Raw genomic sequence first — 22,792 nt, 5'->3', positions numbered from 1 at the left:
CAGGAAGTGATCGTTCCCCCACCGCTCCCGGCAGGCCGGGAGCGGTGGTCACGTATGTGTCCGAGACCCTCGATGCGGTTCAACCTCTTGACGGGAGGCAACCCGAACAGCTCAGCTTAGAGTTCACTAGTTGGACATAGACGGGGCCTCATCGATGCGGTCCCGCGCGCAGGAGGTCGTCGTGGAGACTCCGGGGTCGCAGTCGTCACTGCACCGAGCCAATCTCGAGCGGGTCGTGCGAGCGGTGCGGTTGGCCGGGTCGCTGACGCAGGCGGAGATCGCGAGGACGACGGGCCTGTCCGCCGCGACCGTCTCCAACATCGTGCGCGAGCTCAAGGACGGCGGAACGGTCGAGGTCACACCGACTTCGGCGGGTGGCCGCAGGGCCCGCAGCGTCTCCCTGAGCGGCGACGCCGGCATCGTCATCGGTGTCGACTTCGGGCACACGCATTTGCGCGTCGCGGTCGGGAATCTCGCCCACCAGGTGCTGGCCGAGGAGTCCGAGCCCGTCGATGTGGACGCCTCCTCGACGCAGGGCTTCGACCGGGCGGAAGAGCTGGTCAACCGGCTGATCACGGCGACCGGAGTGGACCGTTCCAAGATCGCCGGGGTGGGCCTCGGCGTGCCCGGTCCGATCGACGTCGAGTCGGGCACCCTGGGCTCCACCGCGATCCTCCCGGGCTGGACCGGCACCAGACCCGCGGAGGAGCTGGGAAGCCGTCTGGGCGTACCGGTGCACGTGGACAACGACGCGAACCTCGGCGCCCTCGGTGAGCTGGTCTGGGGCAGCGGGCGGGGCGTCAGGGACCTGGCGTACATCAAGGTGGCGAGCGGGGTCGGCGCGGGGCTGGTCATCAACGGCAAGATCTACCGGGGCCCGGGTGGCACAGCGGGAGAAATCGGGCATATTACTCTTGATGAGTCCGGCCCTGTCTGCCGTTGCGGAAACCGGGGCTGCCTGGAGACCTTCACGGCCGCGCGCTATGTGCTGCCGCTTCTCCAGTCCAGTCACGGAACCGACCTGACCATGGAAGGAGTCGTGCGGCTGGCGCGGGACGGAGACCCTGGCTGCCGTCGGGTGATCGCCGACGTCGGCCGACACATCGGCAGTGGAGTCGCCAATCTCTGCAATTTGCTGAACCCGAGCCGAGTGGTCCTCGGTGGCGATCTCGCCGAGGCCGGTGAGCTGGTGCTCGGGCCGATCAGGGAGTCTGTCGGCCGCTACGCGATCCCCAGTGCGGCGCGTCAATTGTCCGTTCTCCCGGGGGCACTTGGAGGCCGTGCGGAAGTGCTCGGAGCGCTCGCTCTCGCACTCAGCGAGATGGGCGATTCGACCCTTTTGGACGGGTCGCTGACCGCGGCCACACCTGTCTTCACTTAGAGAACGCACGACGCCGTTGCCATCTCGTTAAGTATTTACTTCTTGACGCCGAACGCGCGGCCGAGTTGACTTCCAGCCACCTCGGCCGCAACGACGCGGCCTCGTCAGGGAGGTTTCAAAGTGAACACGCGTATGCGTCGTGCCGCCGTTGCCGTTATCGCCACCACGATGGCCGTCTCGATGGCCGCCTGTGGCAAGGCAGGCGACGACAAGAAGTCCGACAGCAGCTCCAGCTCCTCGGGCGGTACGAACGCCTCGATCGGCCTGCTCCTGCCCGACAGCGTCACCGCTCGGTACGAGAAGTTCGACAAGCCGTACTTCGAGGCGAAGGTCAAGGAGCTCTGCTCCGGCTGCACCGTCCAGTACAACAACGCGAACGCCAGCGCCGCGACGCAGGCCCAGCAGGTCAGCAGCATGATCACCAAGGGCGTCAAGGTCATCGTGATCAGCGCCCAGGACTCCGCCGCGATCAAGTCCTCGATCCAGCAGGCGGTCAACAAGGGCATCAAGGTCGTCGCGTACGACCGTCTGGCCCAGGGCCCGGTCTCCGCGTACGTCTCCTTCGACAACGTCGAGGTCGGCAAGCTCCAGGGCGAGGCGCTCCTCGCCTCGCTGGGCTCCAAGGCGACCCCCTCGGCCAACGTCGTCATGATCAACGGTGACGACGCCGACCCGAACGCCGCGCAGTTCAAGAAGGGCGCCCACGAGGCCCTGGACGGCAAGGTCAAGATCGCCTACGAGCAGTCCGGCCTGTGGAAGGACAACGTCGCCGGGCAGAAGATGTCGGCGGCCATCACGCAGATCGGCGCCAGCAAGATCGCGGGCGTCTACTCCGCCAACGACGGCATGGCCGGCGGTATCGCCACCGTCCTCAAGGGCGCCAAGATCAGCGGCATCCCGCTGACGGGCCAGGACGCGGAGCTCGCCGGTATCCAGCGCATCGTCGCCGGTACCCAGTCCAGCACCGTCTACAAGGCCTTCAAGCCGGAGGCCGAGGCCGCCGCGACGCTCGCCGTCGACCTGGCGCAGGGCAAGAGCATCTCCTCGCTCGCCACCACGACCCAGACCAGCGGCTCCGGCAACAAGGTGCCCTCGCAGCTGCTGACCCCGGTGTCGGTCACCAAGGCCAACATCAAGGACACGGTCATCAAGGACGGTCTCTACACCGTCGCGCAGATCTGCACCGCCGACTACGCCAAGGCGTGCAAGGCGGCCGGTCTGGAGTAATCACCGCCCAGCGGTGACAGAGCCCCTTCGGCGTCCGCCCCGCCTTCCAACCCCGCTGCGGGGCGGGCGCCGATCGGAACCCGTGCGAACGCAGCCGTTGCCAACTGGCACCGGCCGCGCGCATGTTCATCTTGTAAATCTGTGCCTAGGCACAACCCTCCGCGGCTTTTGACAAGCGCGGCATCCCCGCCGGTCAGGCGGCGAAGGAGATGGTTCACGTGTCCGCTACGCCCGTGCTGGCGTTGCGCGGAGTCTCCAAGCGATTCGGTGCGGTGCAGGCACTCACCGAAGTAGAGCTGGAGGTCCACGCCGGAGAAGTCGTCGCACTGGTCGGCGACAACGGCGCAGGAAAGTCCACCCTGGTGAAGACCATCGCCGGGGTGCATCCCATCGATGAAGGAGTCATCGAGTGGGAGGGCAACCCGGTCAGCATCAACAAGCCGCACGACGCCCAGGGACTCGGCGTCGCGACGGTCTACCAGGACCTCGCGCTCTGCGACAACCTCGACGTCGTCGGCAACCTCTACCTCGGGCGTGAGCTGCTGCGCCACGGGGTCATCGACGAGGTCACGATGGAGAAGCACTCCCGTGAGCTGCTGAGCACGCTCTCCATCCGCATCCCGAGCGTGCGCATCCCGATCGCCAGCCTCTCCGGTGGCCAGCGACAGGTCGTCGCGATCGCCCGCGCGCTGATCGGCGACCCGAAGGTCGTCATCCTCGACGAGCCCACCGCCGCCCTCGGCGTCGAGCAGACCGCGCAGGTCCTCGACCTGGTCGAGCGGCTGCGCGAGCGCAACCTCGGCGTCATCCTCATCAGCCACAACATGGCCGACGTCAAGGCGGTCGCCGACACCGTCAACGTGCTGCGCCTGGGCAAGAACAACGGCTCCTTCCCGGTGAAGGACACCAGTCAGGAAACGATCATCGCCGCGATCACCGGTGCCACGGACAACGCCGTGACCCGTCGTGCGGTGCGCAGCACGGAGGCGGCAAAGTGAGCGACACGTCAGGCACCGTGAAGAAGGACGCGGTGGAACCCACCGCGGCTCCTGTCGAGGACCCCACGGCGGCGGCCGCGTCCGCCACCGTCGTCGACCCGCGTCTGCTGGTCCGCGAAGAGGGCTTCAAGGGCTACATCACCGAGTTCAAGCGCAAGGTCAAGGGCGGTGAGCTCGGCTCGCTGCCGGTCGTCGCCGGCCTGATCGTCATCGGCATCATCTTCCAGTCGCAGAACAGCCGGTTCCTGAACGCGGACAACCTGTCCAACATCAGCTACTACCTGTCCGCGACCGGCATGCTCGCCATCGGCCTGGTCTTCGTGCTGCTGCTCGGCGAGATCGACCTGTCCGTCGGCTCGGTCAGCGGTCTGGCGTCCACCCTGTTCGCCGTCTTCGTGGTCAACCACGGGATGAACGGCTGGCTGGCGCTGATCCTGACGATCATCACGGGCATCGGCATCGGCGCGCTGCACGGCTTCTTCTTCGCGAGGATCGGCGTACCGGCGTTCGTCGTCACCCTGGCCGGCTTCCTCGGCTGGAACGGCCTGATGCTGTGGCTGCTCGGCTCCAGCGGCACCATCAACATCCCGGACGAGGGTCCGGTGCACCTGCTCGGCCAGAGCTCGTTCTTCATGGACCAGTCCATCGCGGGCGCCTACATCCTGGCCGCCCTCGGCGTCGCCTCCCTGCTCTACGGCTCGCTCGTCGAGCAGCGCCGCCGCAAGGCCGCGGGGGTGCCGTTCCGGCCCACCAGCGAGATCGGGCTGCGGGTCGGTCTGCTCGCCGTGGCCGCGTTCGTCACCGCGTACGTGCTGAACTCGTCGGCCGGTGTCTCCAACGCGCTGGTGATCTTCCTCGCGTCCCTGGTGATCGTGGACTTCGTGCTCCGTCGTACCCCGTACGGCCGCAAGGTCTTCGCGGTCGGCGGCGGCATCGAGGCCGCGCGCCGTGCCGGTATCAACGTGTCCATGATCCGCATCACCGTGTTCGCCATCTCCGGCGGTTTCGCGGCGGTCGGCGGTATGTTCTTCGCCGGCCAGACCCAGAGCGCCACGCTCAACGCCGGTGGCGGCAACACCCTGATGCTGGCCATCGCGGCCGCGGTCATCGGCGGTACGAGCCTCTTCGGCGGCCGCGGCACCGTCTGGTCCGCCCTCCTGGGCATGCTCGTCATCCAGTCGATCCAGACCGGCCTCGACCTGCTCAACATGAACACGTCGATCCAGTACATGATCACGGGTGGCGTCCTGCTCGGCGCGGTCGTCATCGACTCGGTGTCCCGCAAGAGCCAGAAGGCGTCCGGTCGCGGCTGACCTGCCCTTCGCCCAGACTGTGCCCGGTACCGATCGCGGTACCGGGCACAGTCGTGTCGTAGGAAAGGCTGTTCGTGGGTACAGCCGATCGCGTGACGTATGACGCACAGCCCGGGCGACGTCCGCAAAGGCGGAACATTAGACTCGACAAGCCCGGCAACAGCTCGATCAGCTCTACTCGCAAGGAGGCACGGGTGCCGCTGCTGACCCGCATCAGGGGACCGCGCGATCTGGACCGGCTCAGCCTGGAGCAGCTGGACCAGCTGGCCGGGGAGATCCGGACCTTCCTCGTCGACGCCGTCTCCAAGACCGGCGGCCACCTCGGCCCGAACCTCGGTGTGGTCGAGCTGACCATCGCCCTGCACCGCGTCTTCGAGTCGCCGAAGGACCGGGTGCTGTTCGACACCGGCCACCAGTCCTACGTCCACAAGCTGCTCACCGGCCGCCAGGACTTCTCCAGGCTGAAGATGAAGGGCGGCCTCTCCGGCTACCCCTCGCAGGCCGAGTCCGAGCACGACGTCATCGAGAACTCGCACGCCTCGACGGTCCTCGGCTGGGCCGACGGCCTCGCCAAGGCCAACCAGGTGCTGAAACGCGACGACCACGTGGTCGCCGTCATCGGTGACGGCGCGCTGACCGGCGGCATGGCCTGGGAGGCGCTGAACAACATCGCCGACGCCAAGGACCGCCCGCTCGTCATCGTCGTCAACGACAACGAGCGCTCCTACGCGCCGACCATCGGCGGCCTCGCGAACCACCTGGCGACCCTGCGGACCACCGACGGCTACGAGCGCTTCCTGGCCCGCGGCAAGGACCTCCTGGAGCGCACTCCGGTCGTCGGCAAGCCCCTCTACGAGACGCTGCACGGCGCGAAGAAGGGCCTCAAGGACTTCATCGCCCCGCAGGGCATGTTCGAGGACCTCGGCCTGAAGTACGTCGGCCCGATCGACGGCCACGACATCGAGGCGACGGAGTCCGCGCTGGCCCGCGCCAAGCGGTTCGGCGGCCCGGTGATCGTGCACGTCCTCACCGAGAAGGGCCGCGGCTACCAGCCCGCCCTCCAGGACGAGGCCGACCGCTTCCACGGCATCGGCCCCATCCACCCCGACACCGGCCTCCCGATCAAGGCCTCCGGCGCCGACTGGACCTCCGTCTTCGGCGACGAGATGGTGGCCCTCGGCCAGGAGCGCGAGGACATCGTCGCGATCACCGCCGCGATGCTCCAGCCCGTCGGCCTGAAGAAGTTCGCCGACGCCTTCCCGAACCGCATCTACGACGTCGGCATCGCCGAGCAGCACGGCGCCGTCTCCGCGGCCGGCCTCGCCACCGGCGGACTGCACCCCGTCTTCGCCGTCTACGCCACCTTCCTCAACCGCGCCTTCGACCAGGTGCTGATGGACGTGGCCCTGCACAAGTGCGGGGTGACCTTCGTCCTGGACCGGGCCGGCGTCACCGGCACCGACGGCGCCTCGCACAACGGCATGTGGGACATGTCGATCCTCCAGGTCGTCCCGGGCCTGCGGCTCGCCGCACCGCGCGACGCCGACCAGGTCCGCGCCCAGCTCCGCGAGGCCGTCCAGGTCAAGGACGCGCCGACGGTCGTCCGCTTCTCCAAGGGCGCGGTCGGTCCCGCCGTACCCGCCGTGGGCCGCATCGGCGGCATGGACGTGCTGCGCGCGCCCGGCAGCGACGCCCCGGACGTCCTGCTCGTCTCGGTCGGCGCCCTCGCGCCGATGTGCCTGGAGATCGCCACGCTCCTCGACCAGCAGGGCATCACCACCACCGTCGTCGACCCACGCTGGGTCAAGCCCGTCGACGAGGCCATGGCCCCGCTCGCCGAGCAGCACCGCGTGGTCGTCACCGTCGAGGACAACTCCCGTGTCGGCGGCGTCGGTTCGTCGATCGCACAGGCACTGCGCGACGCCGGTGTGGACGTCCCGCTGCGCGACTTCGGCATCCCGCCGCGCTTCCTCGACCACGCCTCCCGCGCCGAGGTGATGACGGAGATCGGCCTCACCGCTCCGGACATCGCACGCCAGGTCACCGGCCTGGTCTCCAAGCTGGACGGCCGCTTCGAACGGCCCACCGCCGAGGTCGACTCGGTGGAGTCCGCGCGCGACTGAGGCACGGCCGCACCGCCGAACGGGCCGCTTTTACCACTCTTTGCAGTGGTGAAAGCGGTCCGTTCGCGTGAACCCGCCCGCGTCGGGGCATACGCACCACGCCCCCTCTCGATCATGTCGAGGACGCCAAGCGTGGGAGGTACAACCGTGAGCAGCACACTCTTCCGGACGAAGAGAGTCGAACAGTCCATCAAGGACACCGAGGAACCCGAGCACGCGCTCAAGAAATCCCTCTCGGCCCTGGATCTGACCGTGTTCGGCGTCGGCGTCGTCATCGGCACCGGCATCTTCGTCCTCACGGGCACGGCCGCCAAGAACACCGCCGGTCCCGCGGTCGCCCTGTCCTTCGTCGTGGCCGGCGTCGTCTGTGCCCTCGCGGCGCTCTGCTACGCCGAGTTCGCGTCCACGGTCCCGGTCGCGGGCTCCGCGTACACCTTCTCGTACGCCTCGCTCGGCGAGTTCCCCGCCTGGATCATCGGCTGGGACCTGGTCCTCGAACTCGCCCTGGGGACGGCGGTGGTGGCCGTCGGCTGGTCCGGCTACATCCACTCGCTGCTGGACAACGCGGGCTGGCATCTGCCCGAGGCGCTCAGCGGGCGGGACGGCGCCCACGGCTTCGGCTTCGACATCCTCGCAGCCGCGCTCGTCCTCGTCCTCACGGCGATCCTCGTCCTCGGCATGAAGCTCTCCGCGCGGGTCACCTCGGTCGTCGTCGCCATCAAGGTGGCCGTCGTCCTCGTGGTGATCGTCGCCGGCGCCTTCTTCATCAAGGCCGACAACTACAAGCCCTTCATCCCCAAGGCGCAGTCGGTCGAGGCGGGCGGCAACCTCAAAGCCCCCCTGATCCAGCTGATGTTCGGCTGGGCACCCTCCAACTTCGGCGTCATGGGCATCTTCACCGCCGCCTCCGTGGTCTTCTTCGCCTTCATCGGCTTCGACGTCGTCGCCACCGCCGCCGAGGAGACCCGCAACCCGAAGCGGGACGTGCCGCGCGGCATCCTGGGCTCGCTGGTCATCTGCACCACGCTCTACGTCGCCGTCGCGATCGTCGTGACCGGCATGCAGAAGTACAGCTCGCTGTCGATCGACGCCCCGCTCGCCGACGCGTTCAAGGCCACCGGACACCCGTGGTTCGCGGGCCTGATCAGCTTCGGCGCGGCGATCGGCCTGACGACGGTGTGCATGATCCTGCTGCTGGGCCAGGCCCGCGTCTTCTTCGCGATGAGCCGCGACGGCCTCCTGCCCCGCTTCTTCTCCCACGTCCACCCGCGCTTCCGCACCCCGTACCGCCCGACCATCCTCCTCGGCGTGGTCATTGCGATCGTCTCGGGCTTCACGAGCCTCAGCGAGCTGGCCGAACTGGTCAACATCGGCACGCTGTTCGCTTTCATCGTGGTCGCGATCGGCGTGGTCATCCTCAGGAACAAGCGCCCGGACCTGCCCCGCTCCTTCCGCACCCCGTTGGTCCCGGCCCTCCCGATCGTCTCGGTCCTGGCCTCCCTCTGGCTGATGCTCAACCTCCCCGCCGAGACCTGGCTCCGCTTCGCCATCTGGATGGCGATCGGCTTCCTCGTCTACTACTTCTACGGCCGCACCCACAGCCGCCTCGGCCTGCAACAGGCGGCGGAGGCGGGGGAGTCGGCGGCACCGCTGAGCGGAAACGCGTCGTAATTCCTTCGCGATCAACCCCGTTTGTCGTACGGCCCCGTAAGTCCCGCTCGCTGGAGGGGACTTGCGGGGCCGTGTGCGTGGGTCAGCCGGGGGTGCTGCGGGGCCGTAGCGCGTACGTGTCAGCCGCGTACGCTGCGCGGCCCGCTGGTTCGCACGCTCAACTCGGTTATCCTGCGGCGGAGTTCGCGGGTGGCGGTGGCCCGGGGCGGGAGCGCCCTCAGGCTGTCGGCCATCGGCCCTCGTAAGTCCCGCTCGGCGGGGGAGACTTGCGGGGTCCCCATTGCCTGCGCGTCAGCCCCGTACGCTCCGCGGCCCCGTGACCTCCGCGCCCAACTCCGCCACCCTGCGCCGCAGTTCGCGGTCCGCGGTGACCACCAGGCAGGGGCGGCCGTGGGCCTCGGCGACGAGTTCGACCATCCGGTCGTCGCCGCTGCCGGGTGCCGAGTCCACCCGTACGCCCGGGACGGACGCCACGCCACGGGCCGCGCCCTCCACGACGAGGACGAGTTCCACGGGGTCCGTGCGGCCCGGCAGGCCGTCGCTCGCGAGGCGGTCGCGGAGGCGCTCGGCGGCGCCCTTGCGGTCGCGCCACCAGCCGTCCGGCACCGAGCCGACGACGTTGGCGCCGTCGACGATCACGAGCAGGGGAGTGTCCTCGTCCATGGGGCAAGGGTCGCACGCGGGCGGGGGGTGCCCCGCGCGGAAGTGTCCGCCCCAATTACAGTGAACCGGTGAACGGCGACTGGCTCCTCCGCGGCCGTGACGGCCGGCTCAGTGTGTATCTGCCCTCGGGCGAAGCCGTCCTGTGCCGGGCGGAACGCGGCCCCGGCGGCCTCTGGAGCGCCCCGCGCACGGTCGGCGGCGACCAGAAGCTGCACCCCGGGCAGCTCGGTATCGGACAGGGCGCGGACGGCTACACCCACCTGGTGTCCTGGCGTCCCACCCGGGCCGGCGAGTCCGGGCTGGTCCACTCCACGCACTTCCGGCCCCGGCTCGCGGCCCTCGACTGGAGCCCGATCGGCCACCCGGACAAGAAGGGCGACCGCACCGGCGTACCGGCGATCGCGGTCGACGCGGAGGGCCGGGCCCATGTCTTCGTGCGCAACGCGGAGGGCGGTGTCAGCCTGCTGGCCCAACGGGAGAAGGGCGGCTGGGACCCGTGGCGCGACCTCAAGGGGAGCGACGTCCACGAGGACCTGGCGGCGGTGACGGGGGAGTCCGGCACGGTCGAGCTGTACGCGCCGGTACCCGGCGCGATCCTGCACTGGCGCCAGGAGGAGTCGGGCGAACAGCCGGTGCTGGAGGAGGCGATGGAGGCCGCCGTCCGCCCCGGCACGCTCCGGGCCCTGGCCACCTCCCCGTCGAGCACCACCCTCTTCTACACGGACGACTCCGGCGACCTCTGCGTCTGGCGCCCCGGCGCCAAGCCGATCACCCTTCTCCCCTCGGCCGGCCCCGGCCCGGTCTCCGCCGTCCGCTGCGAACTCGACGGCTACGACTGCACGTTGCTCGCCCAGCGCTCCGCGAGCGGCCGGGTCGCCTTCGCCGCGTATCCCACGGAACAGGAGTCCGCGGGCGCCTGGTGGACCGAGTCCGGGCCCCAACTCCCGGCGGACGCCGAGGTGTCACTGACGCTGGACGAGGACGAGCGGGTGGCGGCCGCGACGGTGTCGCCGTCCACCGGTCAACTGCTGGTCACCCGGCGGAAGGAGGAGGCGGGGCTGGCGCTGGAGGCCTGGCGGGAGGTCTGAGTCACCGCGCCCGATCCGCCGATCAGCCGTGGACGGACGGCAGTTGCCCCGCCCACGGCATCCGCTCCGGGCATCCACTGTGTCCCGTCAGGACGAAGTCCCGCCCGTGGCAGGGGACTTCTTCGCCGACTCGGGGATCGTCGCGTCGGTGCGGAGCGCCTTCCACAGGGTCGTCGCCTGCGGCTCCGCCGCGACCACCCGGTTCGGGTCGACCTTGTCGTACGCCACCGGGAGCATGATCGTCTCCATGGTGGACGGGTTGACGCCGTTCAGGCTGCGGCCGAACTCCGCGAGCTTGGTGAGCGAGGCGAGTTCGGAGTCGGTGGTGAGCGCGGCGGTGAGCTGGTCGGCGATCTTGTACGCCTTGACGGGGCTGCCCAGCAGATCCTGCTTCTGTATCTCGGTGAGCAGGGCCAGCATGAACTTCTGCTGGAGACCGATCCGGCCCAGGTCGCTGCCGTCGCCGATGCCGTGCCGGGTGCGGACGAACTCCAGGGACTGGGTGCCGTTCAGCTTGTGGGTGCCGGCCTTCAGGTCGAGGCCGCTGGAGGTGTCGTGGATGTCCTGGTCGACGGTGACGGTCACGCCGCCTATCGCGTCCACCAGGTCCTTGAAGCCGGCGAAGTCGACCTCGACGTAGTGGTCCATGCGGACCCCGGACATCTCCTCCACGGTCTTCACCACACAGGCCGGACCGACCTGGGAGTAGATGGAGTTGAACATCACACGCTTCGCCGACGCGACCGAGGAGCCGTTCGACTTGGTGCACGCGGGGCGGGTCACCAGGGTGTCGCGCGGGATGCTGACCGCGACGGCCTTCGTGCGGCCCTCGGGTATGTGCATCACCAGCGCGGTGTCCGAACGGGCGCCGGAGACGTTGCCGGTGTTCAGCTTCGCGTTGGCGCCGGCGCGTGAGTCGGAGCCCAGTATCAGGATGTTCTGGCCCGAGGTGGGCAGCTTCTCCGGCCGGTCGTCGCCGATCGCCTTGTCGATGTCGACGCCCTTGATGTTGCCGTCGATCCCGCTGTAGAGCCAGTACGCGGTACCCGCTCCGGCGAGGACCAGGACGGCCAGCGAGAGCAGGATCCAGCGGCCGGTGCGGCGCTTGCCGGTGCGTCCGCGCTTGCGTCCTCGCCCGCCGCCGCGCCGCGAGGGCGTGTCGGAGTCGCTGTGCTGGGGCGTCGAGACATGGCTCATCCTGCGTCGAGTCCTCGTGGGTCGTGCCCCGAAGTCGGGGCGGTGGTGTGGCGTGAGGACTCGGGTGGGGGAGGCCGGTCCCAGTACTGCTGCCCGGTGGAATCCACCCAAGGGCGGACGATCGCACGATCATGCACAACCGGTGATGTATTTGTAAACAGCAGCCAAAGAAATAGTATGCCCGCCATGACTTGGCTGATAACCGGCGGTGCGGGCTTCATCGGAGCCCATGTCGTCCGCGCGATGCTCGCCGCGGGCGAGCGCGTCGCGGTGTACGACGACCTCTCGACGGGCGACCCCGCCCGCGTCCCCGACGACGTGCCCTTCGTGAAGGGGTCGGTGCTGGACGCCGAACTCCTCCGGGCCACCTGCACCGATCTCGGGATCACCGGAGTGGTCCATCTCGCGGCCAAGAAGCAGGTCGGCGAGTCGGTCGAACGGCCGCTGCACTACTACCGGGAGAACGTCCAGGGCCTGCAGACCCTGCTGCAGGCCGCCGCCGACACCGGCGTCCGGAGCTTCCTGTTCTCCTCCTCGGCGGCCGTCTACGGCATGCCCGACGTGGACCTGGTGACGGAGGACACGCCCTGCGTCCCCGTCAACCCGTACGGCGAGACCAAGCTGGCGGGGGAGTGGCTGGTTCGCGCGGCCGGCCGGGCGCACGGCATGACCACCGCCTGCCTGCGCTACTTCAACGTCGCCGGAGCGGCGGACGAACTCCTCGCCGACTCGGGCGTGTTCAACCTCGTCCCGATGGTCTTCGAGAAGCTGAGCCAGGGCAGCGCCCCGGTGGTCTTCGGCGACGACTACGACACCGCCGACGGCACCTGCGTACGGGACTTCATCCACGTCGAGGACATCGCCTCCGCCCATCTGGCGGCCGCACGCGCGCTGTCCGCGCGGGAACCCGGCAGCGATCTGACGGTCAACATCGGTCGTGGGGAGGGGGTTTCGGTGCGCGAGATGATCACGCTGATCGCCGAGGTCACCGGCTACGGTCCCGCGGCGGCGCCGGTGTCCGCGCCGCGCAGGCCGGGCGACCCGGCGCGGGTCGTCGCCTCCGCCGACCGCATCCGTGCCGAACTCGGCTGGTCGGCCCGCCACGACGTCCGCGCGATGGTCACCTCGGCATGGGCGGGCTGGTGCCACGGCCGTCCCGAGGCCTGCCGCTGATGGCCACCACGGTGCGGGACGGTGCTGTCACGGCGCGACCGGCCGGCGGGACCGCGGCCGGCCGCACGGTGCGGTCCGGGCCGTGGCTGCTCACCGGGCACGATGGCCGCCTGATCGTCTACGCGCACGTCGACGACGCCGTGCTGCGGTGGACCGAGGCCAGCCCGGGCGGCCCCGACTGGACCGGCCCGGACGTCCTGCCGCTCAAGGGCGTCAGCGAACTCACCGTCGTCCAGGGCGCCAACCGCTACGCCCACCTGATCGGACGCCGGGTCCGCGGCACCGGTGACGCGCCTCCGGCCGTGGACCTGGTCTACGCGATCCAGTACCAGGCGGGCCGCCCGCTGAGCGAGTGGCGGTCCGTCGGCAACCCCCACGCCAAGCGGGAACGCACCGCGCAGATGGGCACCCCCACCGCTGCCGTCGACACGTCGGGCGCCCTGCACATCCTGGTCCCCACGGCCGAGGGACATCTGGCCGTACGGCGGGAGGGCGCGGGCGGCCGCTGGGAGCCCTGGCTGGACCTCAAGGTCGCGGCGGTCCGGGACACACCGGCCGCGGTGGCCACGTCCACCGGCGAGGTGCACCTCCTCGCCCCGGCGGGCACACATGCGCTGACCTGGTGTCAGCCGCGGCCGGGCGGGGCGCCGACCCGGGGCCAGGACCTCGGAGTGTCGGTGCTCCCCGGCTCCGCGACCGGTGTGGAGACCTCACCGGGCCGGGTCACGTACTACGTCACCGACGCGGTCGGCGGCGGAGTCGTCGCCGTCCGGCCCGGCGCCTGGCCGGTGCCCGTCGGCGGCAGCCCGGGCGACGGACGGCACACCGCGCTCGCCACCGTCCTCGACGGCTACCCCTGCACGGTGCTGGCCCACCGCGACACCGAGGGCCGGATCGTGCTGGGCGTGTGCGGCGCGGAGGACGAGCACAACGGCGTGTGGTGGACCGACACCGGCACCGTCTGCGTGGGCGATCCGGTGCTGGCCCGCGACGGTCTCGGCAAGATCGTGCTGCTGGCCCCGACCGAGGACCGCGGGCTCGCGCTGACCCGCCAGCAGGACGGCCCGGGGCTGACCCTGGGCGACTGGAGACCGCTGTGAGCGGGCACCGCGACAAGGACGTGAGGGCATGACACGCAGATCCGCCGCCCAGGTGCCGGAGGGCCTCGGGCACGTGGTCGCCGTCGTCGTACCGGAACCCCGGGACGCGGTGGGGCCGGTCGGTCGGGAGGCCCCCGGCGCGGAGATCGCCGTGGTCTGTCTGCGGCCGGGCGGCAAGGACGGCCGGGCGGCGCTCGACCGGGCGCTCGCCGCGGCCGAGGCCCGGGGCTGCCGGGTGCGGGGCGGCCCCCGGGTGCTGGACACCGACGCCCGGAACGCGTCGGCGGCTCTGGCGGCGGAGCTGCTCGCGATCGATCCGGAACGGCTGCACACCCTCGATCCGGACCCCGTGCACACGGGCGTCGACGAGGCGACCGGTGTCCTGTCGTACGGCGTGCCGGACGAGCACGCCGAGACCGCCGTTGTCGTCCTCGCCGCGGCCCGGGCCCATCAGGCCGCCACGGGACGCCCGTTGTACGTCGAGTGCCGTCGGGCCGAGCGGGTGCCGGGGCCCGGCGACGACACCCCCTCGCGCTACCCGGTGCCCGTGAACTGGCTCTCGGCCGGCTTCGACGGCCGGCTCAGCGCCTTCCTGCCGACGGCCGCCGGTGTGGTCCGCTGGCACGAGGAGGTGCCGGGTGGACGGTGGCGCGGCCCCGAACTCCTGGAAGGCCAGGGCCTGTTGCCGGGCCTGCTGGTGGTCCGGGACCCGCACGGGCTGCCGCATCTCCTCGCGCTGCGCCGGACCGCGCGCGGCGACGGGGGCGCGGACGTCGAGGTCGTGCACGCGGCCCAGTACCGCACCGGCCGCCCGCCGACCCCCTGGCTCACGCTCGGCGGCCCCAACTCCGCGGCCTGGCGCAAGGGGCGTGAGGTCGGGTTCCCCGCGGCCGCGTTCGACGCCGCCGGAGATCTCCACGTGTTCGTGCGCAACTTCGGACACAGCGTCAGCCACCGCCGCCGCTCGGCCGACGGCACCTGGACGCCGTGGCAGCACCTGAGCGGACTGCGGGTCGCCGACGAACTCGTGGCGGTGACCGCCGAGCACGGCGGGGTCGAGCTGTACGCCCGGGCCCGGGACACCGCGGCCGTGCTCCGCTGGTACCCCGGACCCGGCGGAGCGTGGAGCGAGGACCGTACGCTCCCGTTCGCCGCGCGTCCCGGCACGCTCGCGGCGGCGGCCGAGCCCGGTGCCGTCCTGTTCCGTGACGCCCGCACCGGCCGTACCTGCTTCTGGCGGCCCGGCGCTCCCGGTGCGTACCCGCTCGACGACCCGGCACCGGAGACCGGGGGCGAGGGGCCCACGGCCGCGGCGCCGGGCGTCGAACTGGCCGGCTGGGGCTACTCCGTGCTGGTCGGAAGAGGTGCGGACGGCGGTTGCGCACTGGGCGCCCACCCGGCCGCCCGGCCCGACACCGGGGTGTGGTGGCAGGACGTCGGCGCCCCCTCGTACGGTGCTCCCGCCGCGGCCGTGAGCCGGACCGGACGGCTCGCCGTGGCGACCCGGCTGCCCGGCGGACGCCTGCTGGTGGCGCGCCGCGACGAGAGCCGGGAGGACGGTCTCGTCCTCGGCGGCTGGCGACCCGTGGCTTGATTTCGCAAGGCAACGCAAGGGTGAGGGAAAGGCCTCACCAAGCACTGCCCATGGTTCTCCGATGTGAAGATCGCAAATGGTTGTACAGGTTGCCTGTGATCAAGGTCGCGGTCAATCACAGGTCAACGCGCGTCGACACTTAGGTGAAGGATTGTTAAAGTGCGGGGCGCTCATGTGATTGAACTGTGAAGCGACAGGCGTATCTGATGAAGGAGTGACGGGGGGCTATGGCCAGGCTTTCGCTGCGGGCTGTCCAAAAACTGACCTGCAAGAAACGCGACGCCTGGTGGACGGTCTTCCTCGTCGACCCCGTCGCCACCCGACTGCTGCTCGTCATGGCGAGGTTCCGGTTCATCACCCCGAACCGGGTCACCTGGGCCGCGCTCTTCATCGGCCTGGCCGCCGGCGGCTTCTTCCTGAAGGGCGACCGCCAGTCGCTGATCATCGGGGCCCTGCTCTACCACCTGAGCTTCATCCTCGACTGCATCGACGGCAAGCTGGCCCGCCTCAAGGGCACCGGCACCGTCTTCGGCGGCTGGCTCGACTACGTCTTCGACCGCATCCGCGTGCTGTTCTGCGCGCTCGCCCTGATGGGCGGACAGTTCTTCCCCCAGGACGACGAGCGGTACCTCGTGGCCGCCCTGGTGGTGGTCTTCCTCGACATGCTGCGCTACGTCGACGCGCTGCAGATCTACAAGATGCGCATGTCGATGCGGGCCAAGATCGAGAAGGTCACCAAGAGCCGCGCCGAGGCGGAGCAGGCGGAGCGGGAGGCCCAGGAGGCCGCCGAGGGCCCGCAGGTCGTCTTCATGGAGGACCTGCTGCGGGAGAACCCGCACACCTCCACCGAGGACCTGCGCGCGGAGGCCGGCGTCTCCAACGTGGTCGACCTGCACGAGCAGTTCCGCGGCCAGTTCCCCTGGTACACCCGGATCCGCCGGGCCATGCTGCGCACCCGGGTGCGCCCGCACCTGATCAGCGGCATCGAGTTCCAGATGTTCGTCTTCATCGTGGGCCCGCTGATCGGCCAGATCCTGTGGACCACCGCCGTCTCGGCCGGCCTGCTGATCACCTTCGAACTCGTCATCATGTACAAGTTCTGGCTCTCCACCCGTGACTTCACCCGGGTCATGGAGGAGCTGAACCCCGACGCGGACACGGCCGGCACCATCGCCCCGCACCTGCACCGCGGCCGCCACCGTCAGCGCGGTGCCGCACAGGCGGCCCTGCTCGCCGACGAGCGCTACCAGGCGCCCGGGCCGGAGGAGGACCCCTTCTTCCAGCCCTACCCCCAGCCGAACGTCGCCTCCCCCGAGTCCGACGTCCCCGACCAGACCGACGGCCTCCCGCACATCCCGAGGCCGCACGGCGACACCATGCCGATCCGCCAGTTCGGGCAGGCGCTGCCGGGCACGTCCCGCAAGGCGCCGGGGGCCTGGGAGAACTCCTGATGAGAGCAGGCACGGGCCACCACCCGATGCAGCAGACGTACGACGGCGACAACCTCTGGGTCACCGTGGTCATCCCCGCGTACAACGCGGCCACCACGATCGGCAAGGCCCTCCAGTCGGCCGTGAACCAGACGTACGAGCTGGTCGAGGTGATCGTCGTCGACGACGCCTCCACCGACGGCACCATCGAGGTCGTCGCCAACTTCGCCGGCACCAATCCCCGGGTGCGCGTGCTGCGCCGCAAGCAGAACAGCGGCGGCGTCGGCGCCCCGCGCAACTGGGGCATCGCCCAGGCCGCCGGCCGGTGGGTGACGTTCCTGGACGCCGACGACGAACTCCCGCCCCGCGCCTGCGAACGGCTGGTCGCGTCCGCCCTGGAGACCGGCAGCGACATCACCGCGGGCAAGGCGCTGCGCGTCAACCGGACCACCGGCGACTCCGAACCCTGGGCGCCGGAGGTCTACGCGATGGGCCGCACGGTCACCGGACTGGAGGAGTTCCCTCTCCTCCTGTCCGACCCGATCGCCGCCGCCAAGCTCTACAGCGTGGAGTTCCTGCGCTCGTACGGGGTGTGGTTCCCCGAGGGCGTGTTCTACGAAGACACCTACTTCTCCACGGTCGCCGGCTGCCTGGCCCGGGGCATCACCGTGCTCACGGAGCCCGTCTACCGCTGGATGTGGGAGCCGGAGGGCGGTGCCTCCATCACCGGCCGCACCGGCGAACTGCGCAGCATCACCGACCGGATCGCGGTCCACCGGGCCACCGACGAGTTCCTGCTGGAGCGCGGCCTGTGGCAGCTGAAGGTCCGCAAGGACGCCAAGTTCCTCGCCCACGACCTGCGCCTGTACATGCGCGCGCTCGCCGAGGGCGACGCCGACTTCCAGCAGGGCTTCGCCGACCTCGTCAGCTCCTACCTGTTCACCCTCGGCGACGAGGCGTTCGACCTGTGCGGTCCGGTCGACCGGGTGCGCGCCTACTTCCTGATGTACGAGGAGATCGAGGCCGCCCTCACCACGCTGGACTACACCCAGCGCAAGAGCGTGTTCTCCTCCCACCTGGTGGAGGAGGACGGCCGGGTGTACTGGTCCGCCGACCATCTGCACCTGCCCGACGCCCGGCGCATGCTGGACGTCACCGAACTGGGCCTGGCCGCCGCCCCGGTGACCCAGATCCCCCTCTTCGCCCAGCTCGACACCTGGCGCGTGGCGGGTACGGAGCTGACGTACACCGGCGAACTCGTCAACCGCTTCGGCCGTATCACCGCCGCCGACTCCGTCTCCCTCTCCCTGGCCGTACGCAACCGGCACACCAAGAAGGACGTCCTGGTGCCGGTCTCCGAGGTCTCGGTCGACGACCGCTTCGTGACCTTCGAAGGCACGGCCGACCTGGTCCGGCTGCTCGGGAACGACCTCGCCGACAGCACCGTGTGGAACGTCTCGGTCGTCGTCGAGTGGAACCGCAGCCGCTCCCGTTCCGCGCTCAACGTCCGTGACATCGCCCTGGAAGGCCTCACCTTCGACCGGGACGGCGAGGAGTACGAGGGGTACCGCACCGTCAGCGGCAACCTCGCCCTCCGCTCCGCCACGGCCGGCCGGCGCACCTTCGAGACCGAGCAGAGCGACCCGAACGCCCCCTGGATGTGGTGGCGCGACCGGATCCACCCGCCGGTGCGCCGGCTCACCGGCCCCTTCGAGCTCGCCGTCGTGGTGCCCTGCTACAACGTGGCGAAGTACCTCGACGACTGCCTGGCCTCCCTCGCCGCCCAGCGCGGCTTCGCCACCGTCCAGGTCATCCTGGTGAACGACGGCTCCACCGACGAGACGCCCCAGATGCTGGAACGATTCGCCGGCTACTACGCCAACGTCACCGTCGTCCACCAGCGCAACGGCGGCCTCGGCAACGCCCGCAACACCGGCCTCGACCAGGTCCGCGCCCCCTACGTCACCTTCCTCGACTCCGACGACATCCTCGGCGAGGACGCCCTCGCCACCATGGCCGAGGCCGCGTACCGCGACGGTTCCGAGGTCGTCATGGGCGACCTCGTCAACTTCCCCGACCGGCCCTACGGCCCGTGGAAGGACTACTTCGGCGACGGCGACCGCCTGGTCACCGACTTCGCCGAGATCCCCGACATGATCTTCAGCGGTTCGGCCTGCAACAAGCTCTTCAGCACCGCCCTGCTGCGCCGCCTCGGTCTGCGCTTCGGCGAGGGCGTGCACTTCGAGGACGCCTGGCTCACCCTGCCCGCGATGCTGCGCGCGAACTCGATCGGCCTGGTCGACCGGCCCGTCTACTGGTACCGGGGCCGCCCCGACGGCTCGTCCATCATGGACTCGCTGTGGAGCAAGCCCGCCAACTACCGGGACCACCTGCGCCTCAACCACTTCCTGCTGGACCTCAGCGCCGAGGAACGCCCCGAGATCCGCCGGATGTTCCAGCGCTACGCCACCCGCACCTACAAGGGCTTCCTCTGCAACGCCCGCAACGTGATGGGCCGTTCGCAACTCGCCGAGATGTTCCCGGACATCCACCGGCACTACGCGCAGATCCCCGACGACGTCATCACCGAGTTCGTCACCAGCCCGGCCCAGCAGCTCGACCACTACGCGGCCCGCACCGGCAACTTCCCGCTGTTCTGCGACCCGGAACCGGCACTCGCCGCCGCCCCGCCGATCGTGGACGTGGACGACGACGGCTTCTACCGCACCTTCCCCGGCGGGACACGGCCGAGCAGCGCGGCCCGGGTGAAGGACCCGAACGTGGTGGTGGAGAGCGTCCGCACCCGCGACGACGTACTCGTCCTGGAAGGGTGCATGGCCTTCCCGGGCCTGGACCTCAGCGGCCCGATGGGCAACCGGCTGGAGCTCGTCTACCAGGTCCGCGACACCAAGATCACCGTCCCGCTCACCCAGGTCTACCGCCGCGACCTCTTCAACGCCCGCGGCGAGCGCGACCTGTACGCCGGCTGGTACGCGGAACTCCCCGCCGCGCAACTCGCCGAAAGCGGCTTCGGCGTCGGCGACTTCAGGCTGCGCGTGCACCGCGCCGACGGCACCCGCCACCGCAACGTGATCATGAAGGCCCGCCTGGCCCTGCACCGCCTCAAGGGCCCGGGCAAGGTCGGCCGCCACCCCTACATGCTGACCATCGGCGCCCAGGACGCCCTGCACCTGCGGCTCGTGGCCGCCGGCCGCTTCGCCCGCGCCCGGCACACGATGTGGCGGGCCGGCCGTGAACTGCGCATCCTCAGGACCCGCAACCCCGGCTGGCGCATGCGCCTCGCCTACTGGCTGACGTATCCCTTCCTCAACGGCAAGGAGATCTGGCTGATCGGCGAGCGCTCCGACACCGCGCAGGACAACTCGTACCACTTCTTCAAGTGGATCCGGGAGAACCGCAAGCGCCGCAAGGCGTACTACGTCATCGACGCGTCCTCGGCCGACCACGCCAAGATCGCCCCCTACGGCAACGTCCTGAAGCTGGGCTCCTTCAAGCACCGGACGTATCTGCTGCACGCGACCAAGCTGATCGGCTCCTACGACTCCGAGTCCTACCTCGTCCCCGAGGGCTACAAGAAGGCGCTCTTCCTGCACCGCTTCGGCGAACTGGTCAAGTACCAGCGGGTGTTCCTCCAGCACGGCGTGACCTACAACGACGTCACCTCCGGCGCCGACCAGCGCATCGCCAGCTACGACCTGCTCGTCACCGCCGGCCGTCAGGAGCGTGACTTCATGGCGCTGGAGGCCGGCTACGGAGACCGGGCCCAGCCCGTCGGCTTCCCGCGCTTCGACGCGTTGAAGCGGGAACCGCGGGACAAGCCGCGCATCCTGCTGATGCCGACCTGGCGGCAGTGGATCGTCACCGCCTCCTACAAGAAGTCGGCCGGCCCGGCGAAGACCAGCTTCACCCAGTCCGAGTACTACCGCTTCTACAAGACGCTGCTCTCCGACCCCCGCCTGGGCCGTGCGCTCGACCACTTCGGTGTGGACCTGGAGTTCTTCCCCCACTACGAGATCCGCCCCTACCTCCACACCTTCCAGTTCTCCTCACCGTCCATCCAGGTCGCCGACCCGCACACCCGCAATGTCCAACAGGCCATGAAGGAGTGCTCGTTGATGGTCACCGACTACTCGTCGGTCTTCTTCGACGTGGCCTACATGGGCATTCCGCTGGTCTACGTCCCCTTCGACGAGGAGGACTTCTACGGACGGCACTACAAGCGCGGCTACTTCAACCTCACCGAGGACGGCTTCGGCCCGGTCTGCCGGACCGTCGAGCAGGCCGTCGACGAGATCATCGCCGCCGTCCGCCGGGACTTCACCGTCGAGCCCGTCCACCGCGACCGGGTCGAGGAGTTCTTCGTGCACCGCGGCGGCGGCAACTGCGAGCGGGTCTTCGAGGCCATCGACGCCCTGGGCACCGCCTCCGCCGCCGAACTCGCCCCCGAGGGACCGGTGGGCGCACTGCCGGCCGCCTCCCGGTGGATCGACGCGGCCTGACCTTTGGGGCGTGGCCCCTGTACCGCGTTCCCGGACCACCTCTCAACTGTCAGCAGGAGGAAAGCACTTGAGAGCACGCACCTGGCTCGCCACCCTAGTGACGACGGCGCTCGCCGTCCTGCCGGCCACCGCCCACGCCGACGACACACCACTCGTCACCACCGGCCCCGTCTTCAACGACCCCTCGGGCGACGCCACCGCCCAGAAGGAGATCCTCACGAAGATCGGCCGGCTGGCGCAGGGGGCGACCGCCGGGTCACGGATCAGGGTGTCGATCTACCTGATGTGGTCGCAGTGGATCGCCGACGAACTCGTCAAGGCGGCCGCACGCGGCGTCTCCGTCCAGGTGATCGCCGACTCGGACAGCAACAGCACCGCGTACACCTCGCTGAAGAACGCCCTCGGCACCGACACCACCGCCGACTCCTGGGTCCTCACCTGCCCCCAGGACTCGGCCTGTCTGTCCCGCGACCCGAACCCCGACGACGCGTACACCACCGTCAACCACAACAAGTTCTTCCTGTTCAGTGAGACCACCGGCACCTCGGCGAGCGGCGCCACCCCGGTCCGGGACGTGGTCCTGCAGACCTCCTCGAACCTCACCGGCGACGATCTGACCCTCGCCTGGAACGACGCCATGGTCGTCGTCGGCAACAGCGCCCTCCACCAGGCCTACGCCGACTACTTCGAGGACCTGCGGGCCGCCGGGAGCGGTGAGACCGCACAGGTCGCCGACTACCCGGTGGAGACCCAGGCCGGCGTCGCCAAGCTGTATCTCTTCCCGCGCGCGAGCGCCGACCCGGTCGTCAACATCCTCAGCACCGTGGACGACCCGGTCGGCACCAACGCCGTCTGCCACGGCAACTCCACCGGCTACGGCACCTCCGACGGCCGCACGGTCATCCGGATCGCCATGCACCAGATCAGCCGGCTCGCGGTCGCCAAGAAGCTCTGGGAGCTGGACAACGCGGGCTGCTACGTCGACGTCGTGTACCACTGGCTGGACGAGGCGGGCTCCGGCGCCGTGGCCGCGCAGCTGGCGGCCCCGACCGCGTACGGCGGCATCGCGCTGCACCGGATGGACGAGAACACCGACGGCTTCTACACCCACAGCAAGTACCTTCTGGTGGAAGGCACTTACAAGGGAAAGGCCGACCAGAAGATCGTCTGGACCGGCAGCCACACGTACACCGTGCGCGCGCTCCAGGGCAACGACGAGGCCCTGCTGAAGTACGACGACCCGGCCGTGCACGACGCCTACCGCCTCAACTTCTGGCACCAGCGTTCCGCCGCGGACGTGGCACCGTGACCACA

General features: G+C 70.0%; 15 protein-coding genes. 13 read left to right on the top strand and 2 right to left on the bottom strand.

All coding sequences use genetic code 11. The annotated features are described in order from the left end of the window. The first annotated feature begins 181 nt into the window (after positions 1–181). From OO69_RS35705 to OO69_RS35680, 6 genes are all read left to right on the top strand, one after another. Complete coding sequence (locus tag OO69_RS35705; RefSeq protein WP_019063292.1) at positions 182–1,381, top strand: ROK family transcriptional regulator; 1,200 nt, start codon at positions 182–184, stop codon at positions 1,379–1,381. 132 nt (positions 1,382–1,513) lie between these two features. Further along, positions 1,514–2,608, top strand: a complete 1,095-nt coding sequence (locus OO69_RS35700; RefSeq protein ID WP_033285045.1) for a sugar ABC transporter substrate-binding protein — start codon at positions 1,514–1,516, stop codon at positions 2,606–2,608. Positions 2,609–2,817: 209 nt separating this feature from the next. Then, on the top strand, positions 2,818–3,606 hold the full coding sequence (locus tag OO69_RS35695) for an ATP-binding cassette domain-containing protein (protein ID WP_033285044.1): 789 nt from the start codon (positions 2,818–2,820) through the stop codon (positions 3,604–3,606). Then, a complete protein-coding gene (locus tag OO69_RS35690) occupies positions 3,603–4,919 on the top strand; it encodes a sugar ABC transporter permease (RefSeq protein WP_033285043.1) in 1,317 nt (438 codons plus the stop codon). The genes OO69_RS35695 and OO69_RS35690 overlap by 4 nt, the downstream gene beginning before the upstream one ends. Before the next feature lie 194 nt (positions 4,920–5,113). Next, entirely contained in the window at positions 5,114–7,042 is a 1,929-nt protein-coding gene (dxs, locus tag OO69_RS35685) for a 1-deoxy-D-xylulose-5-phosphate synthase (RefSeq protein ID WP_033285042.1), read from the top strand. Between the two features lie 147 nt (positions 7,043–7,189). Continuing rightward, a complete protein-coding gene (locus OO69_RS35680; protein WP_033285041.1) occupies positions 7,190–8,713 on the top strand; it encodes an amino acid permease in 1,524 nt (507 codons plus the stop codon). Between the two features lie 291 nt (positions 8,714–9,004). On the opposite strand, the gene OO69_RS35675 is transcribed toward OO69_RS35680, so the two are convergent. Next, entirely contained in the window at positions 9,005–9,376 is a 372-nt protein-coding gene (locus OO69_RS35675) for an NTP pyrophosphohydrolase (protein WP_033285040.1), read from the bottom strand. 68 nt (positions 9,377–9,444) lie between these two features. Here OO69_RS35675 and OO69_RS35670 point away from each other — a divergent pair, with 68 nt between their 5' ends. Continuing rightward, entirely contained in the window at positions 9,445–10,464 is a 1,020-nt protein-coding gene (locus tag OO69_RS35670) for a hypothetical protein (protein WP_033285039.1), read from the top strand. An 87-nt stretch (positions 10,465–10,551) separates the two neighbouring features. On the opposite strand, the gene OO69_RS35665 is transcribed toward OO69_RS35670, so the two are convergent. Further along, the gene (locus OO69_RS35665) at positions 10,552–11,661 is read right to left on the bottom strand and encodes an LCP family protein (protein WP_033285038.1); all 1,110 of its coding nucleotides are present in this window, start codon (positions 11,659–11,661) and stop codon (positions 10,552–10,554) included. A 186-nt stretch (positions 11,662–11,847) separates the two neighbouring features. Between OO69_RS35665 and galE the strand changes: the two genes are divergently transcribed. The 6 genes from galE to OO69_RS35635 all read left to right on the top strand — a co-directional run bounded on the left by galE (position 11,848) and on the right by OO69_RS35635 (position 22,787). Next, entirely contained in the window at positions 11,848–12,834 is a 987-nt protein-coding gene (gene galE / locus OO69_RS35660) for a UDP-glucose 4-epimerase GalE (protein ID WP_033285100.1), read from the top strand. Next, positions 12,834–13,934: a hypothetical protein gene (locus OO69_RS35655; protein WP_033285099.1), complete on the top strand. Its 1,101-nt coding sequence runs from the start codon at positions 12,834–12,836 to the stop codon at positions 13,932–13,934. Before galE ends, OO69_RS35655 begins: the two co-directional genes overlap by 1 nt. A gap of 28 nt (positions 13,935–13,962) precedes the next feature. Continuing rightward, positions 13,963–15,528, top strand: a complete 1,566-nt coding sequence (locus tag OO69_RS35650; protein ID WP_051801429.1) for a hypothetical protein — start codon at positions 13,963–13,965, stop codon at positions 15,526–15,528. Positions 15,529–15,755: 227 nt separating this feature from the next. Further along, positions 15,756–16,979, top strand: coding sequence for a CDP-alcohol phosphatidyltransferase family protein (locus OO69_RS35645; protein ID WP_033285037.1), 1,224 nt, complete (start codon positions 15,756–15,758; stop codon positions 16,977–16,979). Continuing rightward, positions 16,979–21,478: a bifunctional glycosyltransferase/CDP-glycerol:glycerophosphate glycerophosphotransferase gene (locus tag OO69_RS35640; protein WP_078652717.1), complete on the top strand. Its 4,500-nt coding sequence runs from the start codon at positions 16,979–16,981 to the stop codon at positions 21,476–21,478. The genes OO69_RS35645 and OO69_RS35640 overlap by 1 nt, the downstream gene beginning before the upstream one ends. A gap of 67 nt (positions 21,479–21,545) precedes the next feature. Continuing rightward, positions 21,546–22,787 (top strand): phospholipase D-like domain-containing protein, encoded by a 1,242-nt coding sequence (locus tag OO69_RS35635; RefSeq protein WP_033285035.1) that lies wholly within the window; start codon positions 21,546–21,548, stop codon positions 22,785–22,787. Positions 22,788–22,792: the final 5 nt, after the last annotated feature.

The sequence above is a fragment of the Streptomyces sp. NRRL F-525 genome (genome assembly GCF_000716605.1).
Classification (GTDB): domain Bacteria; phylum Actinomycetota; class Actinomycetes; order Streptomycetales; family Streptomycetaceae; genus Streptomyces.
This window is presented reverse-complemented; position numbering and strand designations above follow the sequence as displayed.